Genomic DNA, 21,610 nt, shown 5'->3' on the forward strand with positions numbered 1-21,610 from the left:
CCCACGAAACCTTGACCGATAGGGGAAAACGAATGGCGCTTGTGTTGCAGAAAGCCAGCCTGACCATGGACGCGGCGCGACGGATCGCCGAGGCGGCCGTCGCCAGAGCGGAGCAGGATGGTCTGAATATCGCGGTCGCGGTCGTCGATCAGGAAGGCGCGCCGCTGGCGCTGTTGCGCATGGACGGCGTGCCGGCGCCGATCGCCGAATTCGCGCTCGACAAGGCCTATACCGCGGCCGTCACCGGCGCGAAGACGAAGGATTTCTTCGAGCACATCGATTCCAGCCCGGCGCTACGGCTGGGCCTGATCAGCCGGTCGCGGCTCCTGGTCTGGGGCGGCGGCGTGCCGGCTGGCGTGGATGGCCAGATTGCCGGCGGCGTCGGGGTGTCGGGCGGTCCGGAAGAGGCCGATATCGCCTGCGCGCAACATGCCCTTGATGCGGTACTTGGCGGCTGAGCATTTCCTGCCTAAGGGCATCGCTTCGGCGCTGGACAATGGCATAAGAACACACGGATAGATCATTTCCGATGAACTCGTGTGTACCGGAAATGCCTGGGTGTTCAACTTTCGCTAGAGGGCGACTTTATAATTCCGGTTGATGTTTATTGACATACAACATGACAGTATGAAATGCTTCCTGGCAATGCAGCGCTTGAGTCGCGCAGGGAAGCGGGAGGCGAGACTTCACGCCGGTGCGGAGTACCTAGATGTCCGTGATCAAAAGCGGCGCAGACGAGTCGTTGCGTATCCAGAGCCTTCCGGGCTTGCGCGAACAGGTTGCCGAGCGCCTCAGAATGGCTATCGCGACCGGCCGCTTTCCACCTGGAGCACGCCTGATCGAGCGTGAACTATGCGAGATGCTTGGCGTATCGAGAACCTCGCTGCGGGAGGCCTTGCGCGAACTCCAGACGGATGGCCTCATCACGTTGCAGCCCAACAAGGGGCTCAGCGTCAGCGTCGTCACGCCTGAAATTGCGCAATCCATCTATCAGGTTCGCGCTGCACTCGAGGGTTTGGCGGCGCGCCTGTTCGCGCGTCATGCCTCGGATGAGCAGATCCGGGCATTGCGTGAGAGCGTCGATCGCCTGGCGGAGGTGTACCAGGACTTCTCCGCCGATGCCTTTATTGCGGCAAAGACCCGTTTCTACGACATTCTTCTTGAGGGGGCGGGTAACGAGGTTGCCGCCGACATGCTCAAGCGCATTCATACGCGCGCCTCGCAGCTTCGAGTCGTGTCCCTGTCGAGCGCCTCGCGCGCAAAGCAGTCGATCCGCGAATTGAGTGAGTTCCTCGACGCGCTGGAGGCGCGGGACGAGGAACTCGCTTACCGGCTTTGCGTCGCGCATATCGAGGCCGCCGCCACCGCCGCGTTGAAGTCGATCGGTCAACCCCGCTCCGCGCCGCTGTAAGGAAACCCGCTTCGGGAAATCCGGTAGTTCGCCCGTCGCGTCCCGCGTCTACCAGCCGGCAAAGCGGGAGAGGACGGCGTCGGGCACGCTGGAGAGGCTGGCGAAAGCCTTGTCGAGCAAGTCCGCCGCCTGGTGGATGTCGGCTTCCGTCATCGTCAGGGGTGGTGTCATTTCGAGGACGTTGCCGTTCATGCCGACGTAGTAGACAACGAGGCCGAGTTCGTAGGCGCGGTAGATGAGCCTGGCCGTCTCGGCCCTTGCCGGTTCGCGGCTGCGCCGGTCGCGGACGAGTTCCACGCCGCAGGCTAGGCCGCGCCCACGCACGTCGCCGATCAGCGGATGGCGTTCCGCGAGCGTCGCGAGGCGGTCGCGCAGCAGCCTGCCCTTGCGGTTGGCTGCCGCCAAGAGGCCTTCGGCGTCGATCGTCTCCAGCACCGCCAGGCCGGCGGCGGCGGAGATCGGGTTGCCGTGCAGCGTCTGCATGGCGAAGCTGCTCGCGCAATCGAGAATGGCGGCGGGCGCGATGACTGCCGAAAGCGGCAGACCGCCTCCAAGCCCCTTCCCGAGCACGAGGACATCGGGAACGAAACCTTCATGCTCGAAGCAGTGCAGGCGGCCGCTGCGGCCAAGGCCGACCTTCACTTCGTCGCAGACCACGAGGATGTCATGCGCATGGCAGATCGCGGCGAATTTGCGCAGGAAGCCATCGGGCGGCACGATGAGGCCGCCATCCGACTGGATCGGCTCGATGAAGGCGGCGCCGATTGAGCCCGCCGGAACGGCGGCCAGCCGCTCCTCGAGCAGCTTGAGCACTGCCTCGCCCGTCGCATCGTCCCGGTAGGGGTCGGGATAGGGCAGCAGGATCAGCCCGTCTGCCTTCGCGGCATCGGCCTGGACGGTGTGGCCGGAAAACGCCATCGATCCGACGGTGCAGCCATGATAGGCGCCGATGAAGGCGATGACGCCGGCGCGGCCCGTCGCTTTCACGATGGCCCGGTAGGCGGCCTCGTTGGCGTCCGAACCGGAATGGCCGAACCAGACCTTGTGTGTTCCACGGCCGTGAAAACCGTCCAGCAGCCTCTCGGCCAGGGCCACGGCCGGCGCATTCGAGGCGGAAAGGATGCTGGCGCCCGCCGGGTTCGCGGCCGCGCGGGCTACGGCCTCGACGATGGCCGGATGACCGTAGCCGAGGCTGGCGGCACCCCAGGCGCCGGAGAGATCGATGAGTTCACGGCCATCTTCCTCCACGAGCCGCGTGCCTCTTCCGCCGGTCACGGCAAGCGGAAAGAAACGGAGCTTCTGCAGGTTGCCGATTGCCTCTGCATCGCGGTCGTAGAGAGATTGCGCCATCATCCATGCTCCTTCGATGCGGACAGCAGGCAGCGGGTGAGGCGATCGCCCCATGCATCGACCCCGGCGAGCGTGTCGATCAGGTCATGGCGCACTTCGATCAGCGCGCCGTCGAGCCCACGGGCATCGGCATGGACCGGCACCGTATAGTCCTCGTCCGGATGGATGGTGTAGGGTTCGTTGTCGCCGATCGTCAGGTCTCCCTCGCTGCGCAACTCCCGGATCAGCGTCTGGCCGAAACCGGCGGCTGCGCCGTACAGGATGCCCGCATGCCACGGGCGCTGCCGGCCGAGATAGACCGGGGTGAAGGAATGGATGCCGATGACGATCGGGCGCTTGCCCTGCGACTGGAGCAGGTCGAGCCGCCGCGCGATTGCGTTCGCATACGGCGTGAACAGGGTTTTGATGCGCTGCTCGCGCTCAGGCGCGGACAGGTCGATATTGCCGGGAATCTCCGTCGCCTCGCTGATGTCCGGGATCGCCGACGGGGCGTCCAGCGGCCGGTTGCAATCGATGACGAGGCGCGAATAATTGGTCATGAACAGCGGCGCGTCGAGCGTGCGGCTGAGATATTGGGAGAGGGCGCTGACGCCGATGTCCCAGGCGATGTGACGCAGCCGTTCGGCCGCCGGCAGGCCGAGATCGCCGAGCGCCCGCGGGATGCGGTTTGAGGCGTGCTCGCACAGGAGCAGGTAGGGCGAGATGCCGTCCGGATTGATCGCCGCATAGGGCGGCGGCTCGTCGATGGCCAGCAGCGGCTGGCCGGGATCGTGCCGCCATCGGTTTTCCGTGCGTGGAATGACTTTGCTCGAGGTCATGATCTTCCCGCTCAATAGACAGTCGCGTAGCGCTCGCAGAGTTCTGCGGGCGAAAGACCCTCGACAATCTCGATCTCCTTGCGCTTCATGGCGAAGTAGCAATCGAGGAAGTCCTTCGACAACCAGCCGGTCACCACCGTATCGGCGGCGAGCGTGTCGAGCGCCTGCCCCAAGCTTGACGGCAGGCGGCGGATGCCGAGCCTGGCCTGGTCGTCGGCCGAGAGGGCGGAAGGATCGGAATTGATCAGCGGCGGCTGTTCCAGCCCGGCGCGAATGCCTTCGAGACCGGCCCTGAGCACGACCGCAAGAGCGAGATGCGGGCTCGCGCAGGCGTCGGCGGCGCGATATTCCATGTTGAACTGTCGGGCCGGATCGCTGCCGGGCAGATCCGGCGTCGGGCAGATGCGCAGCGTCGCCTCGCGATTTTTCTCGCCAAGGCAGGTATAGGCCGCGCTCCAGTGGTGCGGCACGAGGCGCATGTAGGAGAGCACGGAAGGGGCGGTGAAGGCGACAAGCGCCGGCAGGTGGCGGATGACCCCGGCGGCGAAGGCGCCGGCGACCCGGGAAAGCCTGCCGGGGCGCGAGGCGTCGAAGGTTGCGGGGGCGCCGTCGAGATCGGTGAAGCTGACATGCAGGTGCACGCCGTTGCCGACGCCGTCCGGATCGGTCTTGGGCGCGAAGCTGGCGTTCCAGCCGAAGAGGGCGGCGACCTCCCGGGTGACGGCGCGGATCGTCGCGCCGCGGTCGGCGGCGGCAAGGGCCGCAGCGGGGCGGCAGGTGATCTCGAACTGGTCCTTGCCGTATTCTGGCAAAAACATTTCCGGCTCGACCCCGGCCTGCTTGAGCGCAGTCATCAGCAGCGGGCCGAAAGGCTCGGCGCGGCGCTGGGCGCGCAGGCCGAAGGCCGGGGCGGCGGGCCAGTCTGCGCCGAGGATCTGGAATTCCTGCTCGACCGCGCCGACGACCTTCAGCCCGGCATCGCGCTCGAATTCGGCAAGCGTCGCCTTGAGGAAGCTGCGCACGCAGCAATCCCAAGGCTCACCCTTCAGGTCGGTAATGTCGCAATGGTAGAAGTGAAGTGGCGTTACGTCCGGCAGGCAGGTGACGCGCGCCCGGCTAGCGGCATCGGCCATCAGGCGCAGGTCGCCGGCGGAGCCCCAGGGATTCGGATCGGCGATCAGGTCGAATGGCGTCAGCGCCAGGTTGGCGGGCACCCAGCCCACGCCCTTGCGCAGATAGTCCTCGATGTCGGCGGCGGCGAAGCTGCGGCCGCGCGTGATGCCGGCAATATCGGTGGTGACGAAGGTTGCAAGTTCGGTCGGATCGTCGAAGGCCCCGCCGGTGCTGCTGTCGTTCATGATGGTTTCCTCGGGGATCAGGCTTGGCCGAGCGCGGCGAGGCGGCGCAGGACGGTGTCGGTATCGGTGATCCAGCAGTAGCCGGAATAGGCGCGCATCGCCGCGTCGTGACGCTCCTGGCTGTAGGTGGCGCAGGCGTCCTCGACGACGGTCACCAGATAGCCGCGGTCGGCCGCATCGCGAACGGCCATGTCGACGCACTGGTCGGTAACGACTCCGGCAATGATCAGGTAACGCGTGTTGAGGTTGCGCAGAACATAGTCGATATTCGTCGAATTGAAGACGCCGGATGAGGTCTTGGGCAGCACGATCTCGTTGTCGGCGGGCGCCAGCGCCGGGATCACCTGACCCTCGGGCGCACCCTTCGGCACATGCATGTCGGAAAGCTTGTGGTCCAGGGAGCGGTCGCGGCCGTCGAGCGTCAGGCTCTCGATGATCGTGTGCAGCACGTTACAGCCGGCCTTGCGGCCCGCCTCCAGGATGCGCACCTGATTGGGGATCACCATGTCGCGCAGGCGCCGGTGGTAATAGCTGTCGGCATCCTGCGGATGGGTGGGGTCGAGATTCGGCTCGCACCAGATGCGTTGCATGTCGACGTAGAGAAGGGCCGTCATGCCGGCTTCGTAAGCGCTGTCGCGCCGCAGCAGATCCTTGCCGTATTGCACTTCGATCGCACTCATTCCTGTCCTCCGATGGATATGGTTTTGCCCATGCGGGCGAATGTCATCTGTTGCTGTCGCCGGGCGTGCCATAGGCGTCCTCGGTGATGGCGTAGGCGCGCCGCAGTTCCTCCATGCGCTCGATGCGGCCGCGCGACTGGTTGGCGAGGCGCGCGGTGAGGCCGGCGATCAGCGCTTCCGTCTGGGCGATGGCGGGCACCATCGTATCGTATGGCGAGACCGTATCGACCGGCGCCATCAGCGTAACGGAGGCGAATTCGGCGATCGGCGACACCCAGCGGTCGGTGAAGAGCACGATGCGCGCGCCCTGCCTTGCGGCCTGTCCGGCAAAGCGGATCGTGTCGATCTGGTAGCGCCTGTAATCATAGACGAACAGAACGTCGCGCTTGCCGAAATCGACGAGACGGTCGACCTGGTCGGCCTGCGAACCGTTGATCCAGTGGGTTTCGGCGCGCAACTGTTTCATATGCGACCACAGAAGGCCGGCGAGGAAGCCGCTGAAGCGTCCGCCGAGGCAGTGGACACGCATGGACAGGTCCGCGCCGGCTTCGACGGCGGCTTCGAAATCGTGCGGCGGCAGCATCTGCATGGACGACTCGAGCGCGTGAATGCTGGCGCGCAGGAAATACTGGTAGAAATTCTCCTGCTCGAGCGACGGCTTGCGCGTATCGAGCATCGAGAGCGGCGAGCTCATGCGTTCCTGCACCTCGCCGAGCAGCGCGGCCTGGAATTCCGGATAACCCTCGTAACCGAGCTTGCTGGTGAAACGCACCACGGTCGGATTGCTGACGCCCGCGGCGGCGGCAAGGTGCGCGACCGTGTTGAGGCCGGCCGCCGGATAGTTTGACAGAAGCTGCCGCACGATTTTCAGCTCCGCCCGGGTAAAGGCGATCTGCCCGTCCGTCAGGCGATCCCGAATGGCCATTCCTTGCCTCCCCTCAATGATCGGCGTTCGTGGCGCGATTTTAATTTTGTTACATTCTTGCTAGCAGACAATAAAAAATGAAACAAGATTGACATACGCGTTTTCTCGATTAACGTTTGTTGCGGGAACGGGCTCGACAAACGAAGCCGTCAATCGGGAGATAGCTGATGGTGCGCATACGGCGTGGAACCGTCGTCGGGATCGTCGCGACGGCGCTCCCCCTGGTGGTCGCGGCCCTGGTGGCGAAAGGCCTTTTTCCGGGTGCGGGAGAGCGGCTGGTGACGCTGTTCCTGATCAATGTGGTCGCCGTTCTCGGCATCGGCGTCTACAGCGGCAATTCAGGCATAATCTCCTTCGGCAATGTCGGCTTCATGGCGGTCGGCGCCTATGCGTCCGGCCTGCTGACCATCAATCCGCTCGTGCAGAAGACGGCGCTGCCGCACCTGCCGGAATGGCTGATGGGCTGGGGCATGTCCTTCCTGCCGGCGCTTCTTGTCGCGCTCGTCGTCGTCGTCCTGGTGGCGGTCGCCATCGGCGTTCCCGTCGCCAGGCTCGGCGGCTCGTCGGCTTCGATCTGCACGCTCGGCTTCCTGGTCATCGTCCATGTCGTGCTGGTGGCGTCGAGCGATTTCACCCGCGGCAGCCAGACATTTTTCGGGATTCCCCGGGCCGTGAACCTGTGGGTGGCGCTGCCTTTCGCGGTTCTTGCCGTCGCCATCGCCCGCGCCTATCGCGACAGTGCGGCCGGGCTGAAACTGCGCGCCTCGCGCGAGGATGAGATCGCGTCCACGGCGGTCGGGGTCGATGTGCGCCTGCACCGTTTCCTCGCCTGGGTGCTGGGAGCGCTGCTTTCGGGCGCGGCCGGCGTGCTGTTTGCGCATTTCATCGGTGCGTTCTCGCCGAAGGACTTCTATTTCAACATGACCTTCATGCTGCTCGCCATGTTGATCCTCGGCGGCATCACCACCGTTTCCGGCGCAGTCGTCGGCGCGGCGATCATCATGGTGATCGTGGAGCTGCTGCGCAAGCTCGAAGGCGGCGTCGATCTCGGCTTCCTCGCCCTGCCGACAGTCTTCGGCCTCACCGATATCGGCATCGGGCTTGCCATCCTGCTCGTCATGTACCACCTGCAGGACGGCATTCTGGGCGTGCGCGAGATCGACGAGCAGGTGCCGTTCCTGAAACGTCTTTCGGCCGGCGCCGCAAAGCCGCATGAGCGGCAGCCGGCGCAGGTCCCGCCTGCCGGAACCGGCACGCTGCGGGTCGAAAACCTCGGCCGGCGCTTCTCCGGGCTGGTCGCGCTGGAAAGGGCGGATTTCGAGATTCGTCCCGGCCTCGTCACCGGCTTGATCGGCCCCAACGGCGCCGGCAAGTCGACGCTGATCAACAGCGTCTCGGGCGTCGTGCCGCCTTCGACGGGCCGGGTGATGATCGACGGCGTGGATGTGGCGTCGCTTCCCGTCCACCGGGTGCCGGTCAGCGGCCTCGCCCGCACGTTCCAGAACATCCGCCTTTTCAGGAATCTCACTGTGCTGGAAAACGTGACGGTGGCCGCGAGCGCCGTCGCCGGCGACCGCGATCCGGTCGACATCGCCCGCGAGGCGCTTGCCGAAGTCGGGCTCGGCGAGGTCGCCGGCCAGCTTGCGGGAACGCTGTCCTATGGCGCCCAGCGGCGTCTCGAAATCGCCCGGGCATTGGCGCTGAAGCCGCGCTATCTGCTGCTGGACGAACCTGCCGCCGGCATGAACCCCGCCGAAACGCAGGAATTGATGGCCGTGCTCGACCGCATCCGCACCCGGCATCGCCTCGGCCTGCTCGTGGTCGAACATGATCTGAAGCTCATCATGCGGCTCTGCGACATCGTCGTTGTGCTCAACAAAGGCCAGCAGATCGCCATGGGCACGCCGGCGGAAATCCAGGCCGATCCCGCTGTCATCGAGGCCTATATCGGCCGTCGCCGCGCGGCGGCGGCGCCTGCGAACGCCGCGCCCCGGCCGGGCCTCGATCCGCAAGCCGCCGGCAAGCCCGCATAATCACCAGAGGAGCATAAGAATGAAAACGATGTTGAAGGCATTTTTCCTGTCCACCGCGCTCGGCGCGCTTGCATTTCCGGCATTGGCCGAGGATCTCGTCATCGGCCTCGCCACCGCGCAGACCGGAAGCCTTGCGCCTTACGACCAGCCTTCGCTGAAGGGCTTCGAAATGGCCGTCGAGGAGATCAATGCCGCTGGCGGCATCGCCGGCAAGTTCCCGATCAAGCTGATCGCCAAGGATACCCGTTCGGATGCCGCCCAGACCGCGCTGGTCGCGCAGGAACTGGTCGATGAGGGCATCAGGATCCTGATCACGCCCTGCGACGCCGATCCCTCGATCGCCGCCGGCCAGATCACCCAGGCCGCGCAGATCCCGGCCTTCTCCTTCTGCGCCACGACGCCGACCATGCCGCTGGCGGTTGGCGACTACATGTTCGGCAACTACCCCGCCGACAACGTCCAGGCCGCGGTTCTGGCGAATTACGCTACGGAAAAGGGTTTCAAGACGGCTTACGTGCTGAAGTCTCCCGACACCGCCTATACGCTGAAGCTGCCCGAATATTTCGCCACCAGCTTCAAGGGCAAGGGCGGCGCGGTGATCGGCGAGGGCACCTACAGCATGGGCCAGCAGGATTTTTCCGCCGAAGTCACCAAGATCAAGGCCATGAACCCGGCGCCCGACGTCATCATGACGGCGGCCTATGAGCCGGATTTCCCGGCCTTCATCCGCCAGTTGCGCGGGGCGGGCGTCGCCACGCCGATCCTCGGCAGCGACGGCATCGATTCCCCCACCACCTTCGGCCTCGGCCCGCTCGTCGATGGCGTGGTCTTCACCACCGCCGGCTTCGCCGCCGAAGGCAGCCCGCTCGCCGCGTTCAACGCGAAATACAAGGCGAAGTACGGCCAGGATCCGGATACCGTCTACATCGCCAACGGCTATGATCTCGGCAAGGTCATCGAAGCCGCCGTCACCAAGGCCGACAGCGTCGAATCGACCGCCATTCGCGATGCGATCGCCTCTCTCGACGGCGTCGAAGGCGTCACCGGCAAGATCAGCTATGTCGGTACGCAGGGCATGCCCCTGCGGTCGGTCTCGCTGGTGCGCATCGAGGGCGGAAACCGCTCGCTGGTCAGCAAGGGCACGCCGGCGGCCGCCGATATTCCAGCCCCCTGATGTTCGAGCAATGCCTCCCGGCGACAGCCGGAAGGCTTTTTCATCCCCCATGTGGCTGAGGCGGACGAACCCGACGATGCGTGACAATCCCGACCAGATCCCCTTGCTCGAGGTGAACGGCCTCAAGGTCGCCTATGGACCGGTCGAGGCCCTCAAGGGCGTCGACCTCAAGGTCGGCAAGGGCGAGATCGTGACCTTGCTCGGCGCCAATGGCGCGGGCAAGAGTTCGACGTTGAACGCGCTCGTCGGCCTCGCCCCCAAGAAGGCCGGCCGCGTCGTCTTTGCCGGCAAGGACATATCCGGCCTGCCGCCGGAGATGATCGTGCGCAGGGGTATGACGCTGACGCCAGAAGGGCGCCGCATCTTCCCGACGCTGACGGTCGATGAGCATCTCCTCCTCGGCGGCGCCATGCACGGGGGCAGGGGACAGCTCGACGCGGTGCGCGAGGACATGCTGTCGCGTTTTCCCATCCTGAAGGAGCGGCTGTACCAGAAGGCCGGCTCGCTCTCCGGCGGCGAGCAGCAGATGCTGGCCATCGCCCGCTCGATGATGTCCTCGCCCGACCTGCTGCTGCTCGACGAGCCCTCGCTCGGGCTTGCGCCGCAGATCGTCGACCAGATTTTCGAGCTGATCGCCGGCCTGCGCCAGCGGGGCCTGACGATCCTCCTGGTCGAGCAGAACGTCGCGCTTTCGCTGGATATCGCCGATGCCGGCTATGTCATGGCGAACGGCCGCATCGTCCTGTCCGGATCCGCCGCCGATTTGCGCAATTCCACTGAAATCCAGGGCGCCTATCTCGGCGCGTGACCGGCAAGAGGGAAAACCATCCATGGACATGTTCCTGCAACAACTGGTCAACGCCCTCAGCCTCGGCGGCACATATGCATTGCTCGCGCTCGGGCTTGCCGTCGTCTTCTCGATCATGGGCCTCATCAACTTCGCCCATGGCGAACTGATGACGGCCGCCGGCTACGGGCTCTGCTTCGCGCTGCTTGCCGGCCTGCCTTTCGGCATCGCTGTCGTCATCGCGCTCGTCGTTGCGGTCGTGCTGGTGCTGTTGATGGAGCGCATCGCCTTCCGGCCCGTGCGCGGCGCAAGCGGCACCACCCTGCTGTTGACGAGTTTCGCCGTCAGCGCCATCCTGCGCGTCCTCTTCCAGAATTTCATATCGGCGCGCCCCAAGCCCGTGCCGATGCCGATGAGCCTGTCCGGCACGATCGAGATCGGCGGACTGCACATCGGCGTCATCCAGGCGATTTCGATCCTGGTCACCGTGCTGATGCTGGCCGGGCTCAATCTCTTCCTGCGCACGACCGTCTCCGGCCGGGCGATGCGCGCCGCTTCCGAGGATTTCGCCATCGTGCGCCTGATGGGCATCCGCGCCAATGCGGTCGTCGCCACGGCTTTCGCCATCTCCGGCCTGCTGGCGGGCGTCGCCGGCATTCTCTGGGTGGCGCAGCGGGGCAGCGTCGATCCGCTCATGGGTTTCCTGCCGGTGCTCAAGGCCTTCATAGCTGCGATCATCGGCGGGCTCGGCAGCCTGTCCGGCGCGGTCGCCGGCGGCTTCCTCTTGGGCTTCATCGAGGTCTTCCTGCAGGCCTACCTGCCGGAAAGCCTGCTGAGCTATCGGGATGCCTTCACCATCCTCCTGGTGATCGCCGTCCTGCTTTTTGCCCCGCAGGGACTGCTGGCGCGCAAGACGGTCGTCAAGCTCTGACGCGCCTCATCGTGCGCAGGGTCTGCGCCAGCCGGGCTGGGGCGACGGCCTTGCTGAAGAACCAGCCCTGGAAGTGATCGCAGTCCATCTGCGAAAGCAGCGCCAGATGCTCGGCGGTTTCGACGCCCTCGACGGTGACCCGCTTGCCGAGGTTGTGGGCGATGTCGACCACGCCACGGATGATCGCCCGGTCTTCGCGCGAGGCGGCCATGTTGGCGACGAAGCTGCGGTCGATCTTCAGGCGATCGATGGGCAGGTGGCGCAGATGGGTGAGGGAAGCATAACCCGTGCCGAAATCGTCCAGCGCGATCTCGACGCCGGCATCGTGCAAGCGGCGCAGGCCGTCATGGACGCGCTTCTGGTTCAGCCCGAGGAACATGCCTTCCGTGACCTCGACGCAGAAGCGCTGCGGCTCCAGGCCGGTTTCGGCGCAAAGTTCCAGGAAGCGGTCAACGAAAACGTCGGAGCGGAAGTCGGAATTGGTGAGATTGACCGCCACGCGGCAGAGCGCCATTCCCTGGCCGGCGAAGGCCGCAACGTCCTTGAAGGCCCGCTCGAGCATGAAGAGCCCGAGCGCGGCGCGGATGCCGGGATCGGAAAAGCCGTAGTCGAAATCGCCCGGCGCGAGAAGGCCGCGCTGCGGATGGCGCCAGCGCATCAGCGCTTCGAGAGAGACCGGTCCGTCTCCCCGGGCGGGAACGATGGGCTGATAGTGCAGCTCGAACATATCCAGCCGCAAGCCGTTTTCGATATCCCGCAACAGTTCCGAGCGCTGCTCGGCGGCATCGCGAAGCGCCGGATGGAACAGTTCGCAGCGGTCGCGGCCCAGCGACTTGGCCTGGTAGAGCGCGAGATCGGCGGCCTTCAGCAGGCTCTCCGCATCATCTCCGTCTCGCGGAAAACGGGCGATGCCGAGACTTGCCGAGCAGCGCCGCGTCGTTGCGCCAAGAGAAATCGGCTGACGGATATCGTTCAGCACAGCCTCGAAGAAGCCGGCGGCGGCGGCCGTCGGTGGGGTGTCGGTCAGCACGATGCCGAACTCGTCGCCGCCCAGCCGCGATATGAAGGCATGTTCGCCGAGCGCGCCCAGGCGGGCGGCCACCGTCCGCAGCAATTCGTCGCCGGCGTGGTGGCCGAAGGAATCGTTGATCTCCTTGAACGTGTCGAGATCGAGCATCGCCAGGTGGAATTCCTCGCCGGTGGCCGCGAACCCCGCGATCAGCATTTCGAGATGCGCCTGGAAACGCCGCCGGTTTGGCAGGCCGGTCAGTGGATCGAGATCGGCAAGGCGCTTGAGGCGCTGCTTGCTTGCCCTGAGGTCGACTTCGAGCTGCTTGCGGGCGGTGATGTCGAAGCGGATCGAGGTATAGCTGTCCACCTTGCCTTGTGGGTTGAGATGAGGAACGACGGTCGTATCGACCCAGTAGAGCGAGCCGTCCTTGCGGCGGTTGCAGATCTCGCCATGCCAGACCCCGCCCTTGGCGATCGTGCGGTAAAGCGCGCGGAAGAAGTCCGTGTCATGCAGGCCGGATCGCAGCATGCGGTGATTGGAACCGATAAGCTCCGCCGGCGTGTAGCCGCTGATCTCGCAGAACTTGCCGTTCACATAGGTGATCGTGCCTTGCACGTCGGTCACCGCCACGATGGCGGAGCTGTCCAAGGCATAGCGGATGAAATCTTCTTCCGGCCGAAAGTGCGAGACGGCATGCAGCGCCGATGCCATGCTCTCCAGCAGGCACGAAAGGTCGGTCGCGTTCCTGTCCGCCGGCAGGGCGGCCCTTTGCGTGAGAATGGTCATGGGAAATACGGATAAACTCGATACAAAGCATACGTCATGCGTTCGTGGAGAGCGCACCGCGCGCAAAGACATACTCTTTCGAGCACCGTCGAGGCACGAAGGGCAGCCGCGGCGGAACATGCGGCAAACATATCAGCATGATGCTGTATGGCAGCTTCCGGATAAACGGCCTGCGGAGACCGGGACACCGAAAGATGCAGGCCGATCCTTACGCCATTCCGTGGTCCTTTGTTTGCGCAAGATCAACAAGCACGGAATTTTCCTTGCCCGATGGCGCCATGCGCCGCTCGCCCGGCCGCCGTCGTGTGGAAAACGGTATGGGAGCCGAAGCCCGCGTCTCAAGTCTGGCGCAAAATAGTTTGTATACAAATTAATTCATGGCTAAGGTGACGGGGGAGCATTCGGAACGCGGTTTCGCGTGACGGCGCTGGCGATAGCGTTCGGGGAGGGGTCGATGGGCGGCGAGATGGCGGCGGATGCGGAGACAAGCTTTCGCACACCGCCGGCGGGTATGAAAATGGCGGCCTACTGGTTCTGGTCAAGCCTGCCGGACGATGCCGAGATCGAAAGCCAGTTGCGCGACTTCCGCGACAAGGGATACGGCACCATCCTCATCCAGGCGCGGCTTTCCCTCCCGCGACATGTGTATCTCGGCGAGGCCTTTCTGGAGCGCTATCGCCGGGCGGTCGAGGAAATGCAGCGGCTTGGCCTCGTCGCCGGGCTTTACGACGATTATAACTGGACGAGCGGGCAAGCGGGCGGCCGCACGGTCGAGGGCGCGCCGCATCTTCGCGAACGCCACCTGTTCTGGGCGACGGTCGATGGTCTTGAGGGCGAGATCGGCGGCATCGAAGCGCCTTTCGCCACCGGCATCGGCGCCGATATCGCCGGCTGGATCTACGAGGCCGGCCGGCCGGTCTTCGACGAGTGGGAGATTGTGGCGGCGCTCGCCCATCCGCCATGCTGCGACGATCCCTCTGCCCTGCGTGATGTCGGCGCGCATATGCGGCTGATGCCGGAAGGGGACGGTTGCCGCTTCACGCTCGACGGAATGCTGGCGCCGGGCGAGCGTTTGACGGTGTTCATCGCGGCAAGATGTCGGACCTCGCGCCTGATCAACTATCTGCTGCCCGAGGCGGGCGCGCGCTTCGTCGAAGTCGGGCTCGAACCGTTCGCGCGGGCGCTGGCGGGCCATATGGGCACGACGCTCACATTCCTGTTCTACGACCAGCCGGGGCCGCAATTCTATAGCTGGAGGCAGAAAACCGGCGCGCTCGGCAACAGCCCGCTTTATGCGCCGCCGTTGCGCGCCGCCGTCGAGGCGGCGGGCGACGAACCGTTCGCCGCCGTCCTGTTCGCGCTGGTCCATCAACTCGGGCCGGCGACGGCCGCCCTTCGCCTGCGATTTTACCAGGCCTACGGGCGGCTGATGGCGGAGGGTTTTTTCCTGCCAGTGCGGGATTTCTGCCGTCGTCATGGCCTGCGCTTCACCGGTCACGAGATCCTGCCGCATATTGGCGGTTTCGCGCTGAACGGCGGCTTTTCCTCCATCGATCCGCGTGTGGCCCCGGCGGTGGATTTCTTCGGCATCGATGCCCTGCGCGACGAGACGGCGGTCGACGTCAACAATTTTTCCGCACAACTCTCGCCCAGGCTCGGCGATTCCGTGGCGCGCGCCCATGGCCGCAGCCGCACCATGGCCGAGATTTACGCCACCGCGACCCGAACGGAGCGGCGTGGCGCCGGCCAGTGGGAATTGTCGCCGGCGACCCTGCGCGCCCAGGCGATCCGGTTGCATATGGCCGGGGTGCGCCAGGTGATCATGCATGCGCTCTATCAGAGCGACGGCATGGATGACGATCCGCGTCTGTTCGTCAATCCGCGTTTCGATTTCGCCCCCGGCATCAATTTCGAGCCCTGGTGGGGCCATCATGGCGATCTCGCGGCCGAGACTGCGCGGCTATCCGCCTTCCTCGACGAAGCCGTGCCCGAAACGCCGGTTGCCGTCCTCTATCCGCTGTCGACCGCCTATGTCGAAGGGCCGCGCCATGCACATGCGGCCCATTTCGGCGCCTGGTGCGCCGGGCTCGCGGCGCTGTCGGCCGGTCATATGATCCTCGATGAGGACAGCCTTTCGGATGCGACCGTCTCCGGCGGCGTGCTTGCGGCGAACGGGCTTCGCTTCCGTGCCCTGATCCTGCCGGCGGCCACGCAGATCGCCGCCCCGGCATTGGCAACGATCGCCGCCTTCGCGGCCGCTGGCGGCGCTGTCTGGCTCTCCGGTCCCGTAGCGCCGGCGCTGGGCGAGGCGACGCGCCGTCTTTGCCGCCAGTGGCCGCAGCCGCCGGATGCCGGCGAACTGCATCGCCTCGTCGCCGGGCTGGAAACGGAAGCGCCGGCGATCGAGGCGGACGACGTCGTGCTGCGCTTTGTCGGCCGTGACGGCGCCGGCGCCTGGCGCGTGGTCCTGTTCAACGACAGCGAGCGGCCGGCGGCCGTCCGTGTCGCCGTCAATGGCGACTACGAAATCCGGGATGCCGGGACCGGCGCGATATCGCCCATCGCCAAAGCCGGATGGCTCGGCTTGCGGCTGGCGCCGCAGGATATCGTCTGCCTGAGGACGTTTCCCCGATCCGGGTCCGCGCCCGATGTCGATCTGGTGCAAAGCGACGAGGTCGTTGAGATCAGGGCGCTTGGCGACGGCTGGTCGTTCCAGGCCGGACCCGATGGAAAGCCCGGTCCGATCTCGGTCGGGCAGGGATGGCAGACGCAGGGCTATGCCGCCCTTTCCGGCACCGGCCATTATGCCTGCCGCTTTTCACTTGCCGAGGCTGCGGATGTGCATCTCGATCTTCCGGGCGTCAGCGTCGCCGTCGAGGCCGATATCGACGGCCGCGATTGCGGACGGCGCGCGCGACCGCCGTTCCGGCTCGATCTCGGGCGGCTCGCCGCCGGCGAGCATATGTTGCGCCTGCGGGTCAGCAACACCGCCGCCAATCGTTATTATGCCGGGACACCCTTCGCCGGCGAACCGTGGCCGGACGAAAGCGGCTTGACGGCGCCGCCGCGTCTGCTCTTGTTGTGCCCGCGAAAGAGGTGAGGAAACCGTATGCGTGGACATTCGACCATACCCCTGTCGAGTGCGTGGAACAGCTGGTCGACGCGGCCGGCAGAACTGGTCTACCGGCCGCTCGGTCTCAAGGTAACGCCGGTCCTCTATTCCAGCCGTCTTCGACGAACCAGCCTGATCGAGCCGCGCGCCGACGTCGTGCGTTTCGGCCGGCATGCGATCGGCAATCGCCTGATCGAGCTGGAAACCGAACTGGCCGGAACCGCGATCTCGTTTCGCGCCGGCGCGGTCGATCCTTTCGTGATGCGTGGTTCCTGGTCGGCTTCGGCCATGGGCGAATGGGGCACGCGCTTCTGGCTGACGCTGGCGGTTTCGGCCGAGAGCGGCGCGCCGGTGCGGTACGATGAAGGCGAGCAGGTCGCGCTCGTCGAGATCGACCGCCGCTTCCTGGCGGTGGCGACCGCCGACGCGCCGATCCAGGTGACGGCGCATGACAGCATCGAGGCATTGCGCGCCGACTTCGAACAGAACGGCTATTTCTATACCGCGACACGCGGCGACCAGGCGCCCGTCATCGCCTTGCGCTTCAACATGGAGATGATGCGCTCCGGCGCCTACGGACTGGCGATTGCCGACAGTGCCGCGCTTGCGATCGAGAAGGCGCGGGCGGCGCTTACCGTCGGTTCCGCCGATATCGCGCCATTGCAGCGCGGGCGCTTCGAAGGCGCTCTCGACGCCGTGCGCGACATCGTCGGCTGGAACACGATCTGGGATCCGGTCAACCACCGCATCTATACGGCGGTGACGCGCATCTGGAATCTCGGCGATTTCGCCGTCTGGTACAATGACCAGACGTTTGCGGGGCTGCTGTCTTCCGTTTTCGATATCGATCTCGCTCGCCAGAACCTGGCGGTGGCGCTGGCCGGCGCGACGCCGCAGGGCAACGTCGCCTGTATCGTCACCTCCAACGACGCCTGGGTCGATCGCAGCCAGCCGCCGACCGGCGCGCTCGTCGCCTGGCTGTGCTATCGGCGCTCGGGCGAACGCTCGGTGCTGGAGGCAAGCTACGAGGCGCTGTCGCGCAATCAGCGCTGGTGGCGGCGTAATCGCGATCCCGACGGCGTCGGCCTGATTTCCTGCGGCACCAGCGATGTCGGCGGCGGGCTCTACAAGGGCACGGTTTTCGGCGCGCGCAACGAAACCGGCATGGACAATTCCGCCACCCATGACGAGGCCGTTTACGATGCGCGCACGCGCACGCTGTCGACCTTCGATCTTGGCCTGAATTGCGCGCTTGCCACGGATGCGGAAATGCTGTCGAAGATGGCGGCGGTGCTCGGTCGCGATGCCGAGGCAGCGGAATTCGCAGCGCTTGCCGCGCGCAGCCGCGACCTGATCCGCACCGAACTCTGGGACGAGGCGCGCGGCATCTTCGCCAACCGCCAGCGCGACGGCGGCTTCGTTCGCTCCCTGTCGCCGACCTCCTTTTATCCGCTCGTATGCGGCGCGGCGAGCCAGGAGCAGGCCGAACGGCTGCTGGAGCATCTTGCCGACGCCGACACCTTTGCCGGCACGTTCGTCCTGCCGAACACGACGCGCGACGATCCGGCCTTTTCGGAAAACGTCTACTGGCGGGGACGCATCTGGCCGAACGTCAACTACATGGTCTGGCTGGGCCTGAAGCGATATGGCTTCGAGGCGCAGGCGGCCGCGCTTGCGCGCGCCAGCTATGATCTGTTCATGCAGTCATGGCGCAAGGACCGCATCGCGGCGGAAAACTACAACGCCACGACCGGCGAGGCGATGGACCAGGGAGATACCGATCCCTTCTATATCTGGGCCGGCCTGCTGCCCCTGATGGCGTCTGAGGAAACGATCGGGTTCGACCCTTGGCGGGGCTGGACGCTGACCAATGACGGACAGGCGGTCTCGGCCGGGCCTGTGCTTTCGCCGCTCGGGCCGGTGCGCGTCGAGGTCGCTGACGGCGTGCTGTCGCTGATCGACGGCGAACGGACGGTGCTGACGACCGATTTTCACGGGCGATTGACGGATATCGCGTTCGAAAGGGGGCGCTTTTCCTGTGTGCTGGACGGGAGCCCGGCGGATGGCGCGTTCCTCGCCCTGCACCATATCGGTCCATCTCATGTCATAGCGGCGCGGCTGGACGAACGCACGCTGGCCGCACTGCCTGCCGACGACGGCGCGCGCTTCGATCTGACCGGCGCCGTGGCCGGCGCGAGGCTTTCGATCTGGCACCTTCCGGCCCCCGAAACGGTCGCTTGACAAAGGAAAGACTGCTGCTCATAATCATTTGTATACAAATAAAAATGAGATGCCTTCCAGTCCATTCGACGTGACCCGAGAGGAAAGCGGGCTTGCGCGCATGGCGGTAAGGAAAGATGGTGGAACGGCGGTTTCCACGGCATCCGCGTGATGCGGCGGGAAACGGCACATGAGCCCACATTTCCCAAGTAAGGCGCTGATTTCGCTGTCCTGACCATTATATTTCCTATATAAAACATGGTGTTGAAGGCTGCGAGGGGCGCGTTTCATGGATCACCCAGAGGGTGCGGGCTTGCAACGGGCAGATCGGGTGGATTTCGACCCTCGCGTGCGGCTGGAATTTCGCGGCACGCAGCTCAGTTCCGACGGCGGCCTTCTGGTGATGCGCGAGCTTGATGACGCGCTCGGGTTGTCCGATTTGGCGTCAGCGGCGCTGCGCGATACTCGCTCTGGCAAGAACACGGTCCATCGGCTCGACGGCCTGTTCCGGCAATCAGTCTTTGGGCGGCTGGCCGGATACGAGGATGTCAACGACGCCAACCGTCTCGCCTGCGATCCGGTCATGCGCCAAGTTGTCGGCGGCAGAGCGGTCGATGCACAAGCGGCCTCGGCATCGCAGATGGGACGGTTCGAGACCGAGACGCTGGCTCTGGCCGGGAACCGTGCCGCGCTGGCCGACCTGAACGGGCAATGGATCGACCGGTTCCATGACCGTAACGGGCTGAAGTACATCGTTCTGGACATGGACAGCTCGGTCAGCCCGACCCATGGCGACCAGGAAGGGTCCGCCTGGAATGGCCATTTCGACTGTAGCTGCTATCACCCCAACTTTCTGTTCAACCAGTTCGGGATGCTGGAACGCTGCGCCCTGCGCCATGGCAACGTCCACAGCGCCGATGGCTGGCGTGATGTTCTCGACCCCGTAATTGCGCGCTACGCGGAGCGCGACCTTGGTGGCAGGTTCTTCCGGGCCGATGCTGCCTACGCGATCCCGGCGATCTATGAGCGATTGGAAGAAGCGCGGTTCTTCTACGCCATCCGGCTGCCCGCAAACGCGGTCCTCAAGGACAAGATCGCGCATCGGCTAACGCGCCCTGTCGGGCGGCCGTCACTGACCAAGGTCAAGCGGTTCTTCGAGGAATTCGAGTATCAGGCGGCGTCCTGGGACAAGGAACGCCGGGTGATCGCCAAGATCGAATGGCATCCGGGCGAACTGTTCCCGCGTGTCGGCTTCATCGTCACCAACCTGCCGATGGAGCCGGACTGGGTGGTGCGGTTCTACAACCAGCGCGGCACCGCCGAGCAGCACATCAAAGAGGGCAAATACGCCTTTCGCTGGACGCGGCTGTCGTGCCGGAAGTTCCGCGACAATGAGGTGCGGCTGCAACTGCACGCCCTGGCGTACAACCTGGCCACCTTCTTGCGCTGCATCGAGCTGCCCGAGGCCATGGCCGACTGGTCGTTGACCAGCCTGCAACTGAAGCTGATCAAGATCGGGGCACGTGTGGTCCGTCACGCCCGCACCATCACCTTCCAGCTGGCCGAGGTCGCTGTCACCGGCACGATGGTACGCGCCATCCTCGCCGCTATCCGCCGATTGCGAGCGCCACCGCTATGCGCATGATCGCGATCCACGCTCAAACTGAACGAAAGCGGCTGGACAGATCTGTCCGCTGCGCTGAAAAACGCCGCCCCTGGGCAAGGAAACAGCGGCTTCGCGGTCTGATCCGTCCAGATCCAGCAGTCTGCGCGACCGCAGGTGCCGCTTGCGGCAGAAAATCCTTGTCTAGCGCTCGGATACAGGCGATCTTCACCTCAAACGACACGCCACTTGGGGAATGCAGGTTCTCATGACGACACCTTCAGCGCCGGGCGCAGCCTTGAAGACGATCCATGGTGGCGCGCTTTCCCGTACAGAGATTGCGGCTATGGCCGCCAAGAAGCAGCCGATGCGTCTCCTGAATTGCGACCTGGACGAGGTCGATCTTTCCAACCTCGACATGACCGGCTGGTGCTTTGAAGATTGTATTCTGAAGCGCACCAATTTCACTGGCGCTACGCTTGACGACGCCGCGTTCGCCAGTTGCCGGGGAGCATTCGTGGATTTTACGGCGGCGAAGCTCGTCGAGGCGACCATCGAGAAATGCGATTTCAACAACGGCAAGTTCGGAGGCGCCACGGTCACTCAGGCGAGCTTTGTCGGCTGCAAACTCACCGGCGCCGATTTCACCAGAGCGCGCGCACACGCGGTCCTGTTCAAGGAAACCACGCTGTCTGCGGCATATCTTCCGGGTTTTTCGTTTCACAAGGTGAAGATCGAGCGTGTGGATTTCAGCCTGGCGGACCTTGCCAGATGCGATTTTCGGGAAGCGTCCTTCTCGGGATCAAGCCTCCGGGAGGCCAATCTTGTCGATGCCCGCTTCGAAGGGGCGGATCTGCGCGGCGCTGACCTCGGCGGCATCCGGCTCCATGACGCGCGCAAGTTCAAGGGAGCGACGATCTCGCGCGACCAGGCCGGAGCCCTCCTTGCCGAAATGGGCCTTCGGGTCCTCTGACCGTGGAATTCGAAGAGGCGATACGGCGAACCGCGCAATGCTGGCCGTAGCGTAGAAGCAACAATTCATTGAGGCGCCGCTTGGTGTAGCGCGGCTTTTGGCGGCAACATTACGCAATAGGGAGAAAAATGGCGGACAGAGAGGTTGTGCGAGCAACCTTGAAAATCATTCTGCTACCTTGTCCAACTCCGGCAAAGGCGGATTTGAAAAGACTGAGGAAATCGGCGCCGCGGCCAACCGGATAACGGTAGCCGCTCTTTGGCTTCACCAGCATCGCGCCACGCTGACCCGGCCTGTTATCCCGGCGCTGCGCGATCGCTTTCAGCTCACCAACCTTGAAGCCATTGAGGCCACCAAGCAGGCGCACGCCCTCGCCTATCCGGGGGCCGCGACATGAGCAACGTCGTGCACCTCAACTATTTCGCGGCGGTTCCGGG

General features: G+C 65.0%; 17 protein-coding genes. 10 read left to right on the plus strand and 7 right to left on the minus strand.

Going from position 1 to position 21,610, the window contains the following annotated elements; genetic code table 11:
- Positions 1-32: 32 nt before the first annotated feature.
- A complete protein-coding gene (locus tag P7F60_RS10455; protein WP_277917674.1) occupies positions 33-458 on the plus strand; it encodes a heme-binding protein in 426 nt (141 codons plus the stop codon).
- 251 nt (positions 459-709) lie between these two features.
- Positions 710-1,411 carry a GntR family transcriptional regulator gene (locus P7F60_RS10460; RefSeq protein ID WP_277917675.1) on the plus strand — a complete coding sequence of 234 codons (702 nt, stop codon included), beginning with the start codon at positions 710-712 and terminating at the stop codon, positions 1,409-1,411.
- Between the two features lie 48 nt (positions 1,412-1,459).
- Here the strand turns inward: P7F60_RS10460 and P7F60_RS10465 are convergent, their stop codons facing one another.
- The 5 genes from P7F60_RS10465 to P7F60_RS10485 are packed head-to-tail and all read right to left on the minus strand — an operon-like array spanning position 1,460 to position 6,542.
- The gene (locus P7F60_RS10465) at positions 1,460-2,761 is read right to left on the minus strand and encodes an aspartate aminotransferase family protein (protein WP_277917698.1); all 1,302 of its coding nucleotides are present in this window, start codon (positions 2,759-2,761) and stop codon (positions 1,460-1,462) included.
- Positions 2,761-3,579, minus strand: a complete 819-nt coding sequence (locus P7F60_RS10470) for an N-formylglutamate amidohydrolase (RefSeq protein WP_277917676.1) — start codon at positions 3,577-3,579, stop codon at positions 2,761-2,763. The genes P7F60_RS10465 and P7F60_RS10470 overlap by 1 nt, the downstream gene beginning before the upstream one ends.
- 11 nt (positions 3,580-3,590) lie before the next feature.
- The gene (locus P7F60_RS10475; protein ID WP_277917677.1) at positions 3,591-4,937 is read right to left on the minus strand and encodes a glutamine synthetase family protein; all 1,347 of its coding nucleotides are present in this window, start codon (positions 4,935-4,937) and stop codon (positions 3,591-3,593) included.
- Between the two features lie 17 nt (positions 4,938-4,954).
- Positions 4,955-5,617, minus strand: a complete 663-nt coding sequence (locus P7F60_RS10480; protein ID WP_277917678.1) for an isochorismatase family cysteine hydrolase — start codon at positions 5,615-5,617, stop codon at positions 4,955-4,957.
- Positions 5,618-5,660: 43 nt separating this feature from the next.
- Entirely contained in the window at positions 5,661-6,542 is an 882-nt protein-coding gene (locus tag P7F60_RS10485) for a MurR/RpiR family transcriptional regulator (RefSeq protein WP_277917679.1), read from the minus strand.
- 167 nt (positions 6,543-6,709) lie between these two features.
- On the opposite strand from P7F60_RS10485, the gene P7F60_RS10490 reads away from it, so the two are divergent.
- From P7F60_RS10490 to P7F60_RS10505, 4 genes are all read left to right on the plus strand, one after another.
- Positions 6,710-8,575, plus strand: coding sequence for a branched-chain amino acid ABC transporter ATP-binding protein/permease (locus tag P7F60_RS10490; protein WP_277917680.1), 1,866 nt, complete (start codon positions 6,710-6,712; stop codon positions 8,573-8,575).
- A gap of 19 nt (positions 8,576-8,594) precedes the next feature.
- Positions 8,595-9,749: an ABC transporter substrate-binding protein gene (locus P7F60_RS10495; protein ID WP_277917681.1), complete on the plus strand. Its 1,155-nt coding sequence runs from the start codon at positions 8,595-8,597 to the stop codon at positions 9,747-9,749.
- Positions 9,750-9,825: 76 nt separating this feature from the next.
- Positions 9,826-10,557, plus strand: coding sequence for an ABC transporter ATP-binding protein (locus P7F60_RS10500; protein ID WP_277917682.1), 732 nt, complete (start codon positions 9,826-9,828; stop codon positions 10,555-10,557).
- 22 nt (positions 10,558-10,579) lie between these two features.
- Positions 10,580-11,467 (plus strand): branched-chain amino acid ABC transporter permease, encoded by an 888-nt coding sequence (locus P7F60_RS10505; RefSeq protein WP_347276864.1) that lies wholly within the window; start codon positions 10,580-10,582, stop codon positions 11,465-11,467.
- Here P7F60_RS10505 and P7F60_RS10510 read toward each other — a convergent pair.
- Positions 11,457-13,265 carry an EAL domain-containing protein gene (locus P7F60_RS10510; protein ID WP_277917683.1) on the minus strand — a complete coding sequence of 603 codons (1,809 nt, stop codon included), beginning with the start codon at positions 13,263-13,265 and terminating at the stop codon, positions 11,457-11,459. The two genes, P7F60_RS10505 and P7F60_RS10510, sit on opposite strands and share 11 nt — an antisense overlap.
- A 454-nt stretch (positions 13,266-13,719) precedes the next feature.
- On the opposite strand from P7F60_RS10510, the gene P7F60_RS10515 reads away from it, so the two are divergent.
- From P7F60_RS10515 to P7F60_RS10530, 4 genes are all read left to right on the plus strand, one after another.
- The gene (locus tag P7F60_RS10515) at positions 13,720-16,365 is read left to right on the plus strand and encodes a carbohydrate-binding protein (RefSeq protein ID WP_277917684.1); all 2,646 of its coding nucleotides are present in this window, start codon (positions 13,720-13,722) and stop codon (positions 16,363-16,365) included.
- A gap of 9 nt (positions 16,366-16,374) precedes the next feature.
- The gene (locus P7F60_RS10520) at positions 16,375-18,618 is read left to right on the plus strand and encodes a trehalase family glycosidase (protein WP_277917685.1); all 2,244 of its coding nucleotides are present in this window, start codon (positions 16,375-16,377) and stop codon (positions 18,616-18,618) included.
- Between the two features lie 268 nt (positions 18,619-18,886).
- Entirely contained in the window at positions 18,887-20,242 is a 1,356-nt protein-coding gene (locus tag P7F60_RS10525) for an IS1380-like element IS1247 family transposase (protein ID WP_006473457.1), read from the plus strand.
- A gap of 325 nt (positions 20,243-20,567) precedes the next feature.
- Positions 20,568-21,173: a pentapeptide repeat-containing protein gene (locus tag P7F60_RS10530; protein WP_277917700.1), complete on the plus strand. Its 606-nt coding sequence runs from the start codon at positions 20,568-20,570 to the stop codon at positions 21,171-21,173.
- Positions 21,174-21,282: 109 nt separating this feature from the next.
- On the opposite strand, the gene P7F60_RS10535 is transcribed toward P7F60_RS10530, so the two are convergent.
- Entirely contained in the window at positions 21,283-21,540 is a 258-nt protein-coding gene (locus P7F60_RS10535) for a hypothetical protein (protein ID WP_277917686.1), read from the minus strand.
- Positions 21,541-21,610: the final 70 nt, after the last annotated feature.

Source organism: Rhizobium sp. YJ-22, from assembly GCF_029601685.1.
Classification (GTDB): domain Bacteria; phylum Pseudomonadota; class Alphaproteobacteria; order Rhizobiales; family Rhizobiaceae; genus Metarhizobium.

What these genes read in the sequence shown, in the direction of transcription:
- P7F60_RS10455 (WP_277917674.1), top strand. Translation starts at nt 33, where the DNA reads ATGGCGCTTGTGTTGCAGAAAGCCAGCCTGACCATGGACGCGGCGCGA.
- P7F60_RS10460 (WP_277917675.1), top strand. Translation starts at nt 710, where the DNA reads ATGTCCGTGATCAAAAGCGGCGCAGACGAGTCGTTGCGTATCCAGAGC.
- P7F60_RS10465 (WP_277917698.1), bottom strand. Translation starts at nt 2,761, where the DNA reads ATGGCGCAATCTCTCTACGACCGCGATGCAGAGGCAATCGGCAACCTG.
- P7F60_RS10470 (WP_277917676.1), bottom strand. Translation starts at nt 3,579, where the DNA reads ATGACCTCGAGCAAAGTCATTCCACGCACGGAAAACCGATGGCGGCAC.
- P7F60_RS10475 (WP_277917677.1), bottom strand. Translation starts at nt 4,937, where the DNA reads ATGAACGACAGCAGCACCGGCGGGGCCTTCGACGATCCGACCGAACTT.
- P7F60_RS10480 (WP_277917678.1), bottom strand. Translation starts at nt 5,617, where the DNA reads ATGAGTGCGATCGAAGTGCAATACGGCAAGGATCTGCTGCGGCGCGAC.
- P7F60_RS10485 (WP_277917679.1), bottom strand. Translation starts at nt 6,542, where the DNA reads ATGGCCATTCGGGATCGCCTGACGGACGGGCAGATCGCCTTTACCCGG.
- P7F60_RS10490 (WP_277917680.1), top strand. Translation starts at nt 6,710, where the DNA reads ATGGTGCGCATACGGCGTGGAACCGTCGTCGGGATCGTCGCGACGGCG.
- P7F60_RS10495 (WP_277917681.1), top strand. Translation starts at nt 8,595, where the DNA reads ATGAAAACGATGTTGAAGGCATTTTTCCTGTCCACCGCGCTCGGCGCG.
- P7F60_RS10500 (WP_277917682.1), top strand. Translation starts at nt 9,826, where the DNA reads ATGCGTGACAATCCCGACCAGATCCCCTTGCTCGAGGTGAACGGCCTC.
- P7F60_RS10505 (WP_347276864.1), top strand. Translation starts at nt 10,580, where the DNA reads ATGGACATGTTCCTGCAACAACTGGTCAACGCCCTCAGCCTCGGCGGC.
- P7F60_RS10510 (WP_277917683.1), bottom strand. Translation starts at nt 13,265, where the DNA reads ATGACCATTCTCACGCAAAGGGCCGCCCTGCCGGCGGACAGGAACGCG.
- P7F60_RS10515 (WP_277917684.1), top strand. Translation starts at nt 13,720, where the DNA reads ATGGGCGGCGAGATGGCGGCGGATGCGGAGACAAGCTTTCGCACACCG.
- P7F60_RS10520 (WP_277917685.1), top strand. Translation starts at nt 16,375, where the DNA reads ATGCGTGGACATTCGACCATACCCCTGTCGAGTGCGTGGAACAGCTGG.
- P7F60_RS10525 (WP_006473457.1), top strand. Translation starts at nt 18,887, where the DNA reads ATGGATCACCCAGAGGGTGCGGGCTTGCAACGGGCAGATCGGGTGGAT.
- P7F60_RS10530 (WP_277917700.1), top strand. Translation starts at nt 20,568, where the DNA reads ATGCGTCTCCTGAATTGCGACCTGGACGAGGTCGATCTTTCCAACCTC.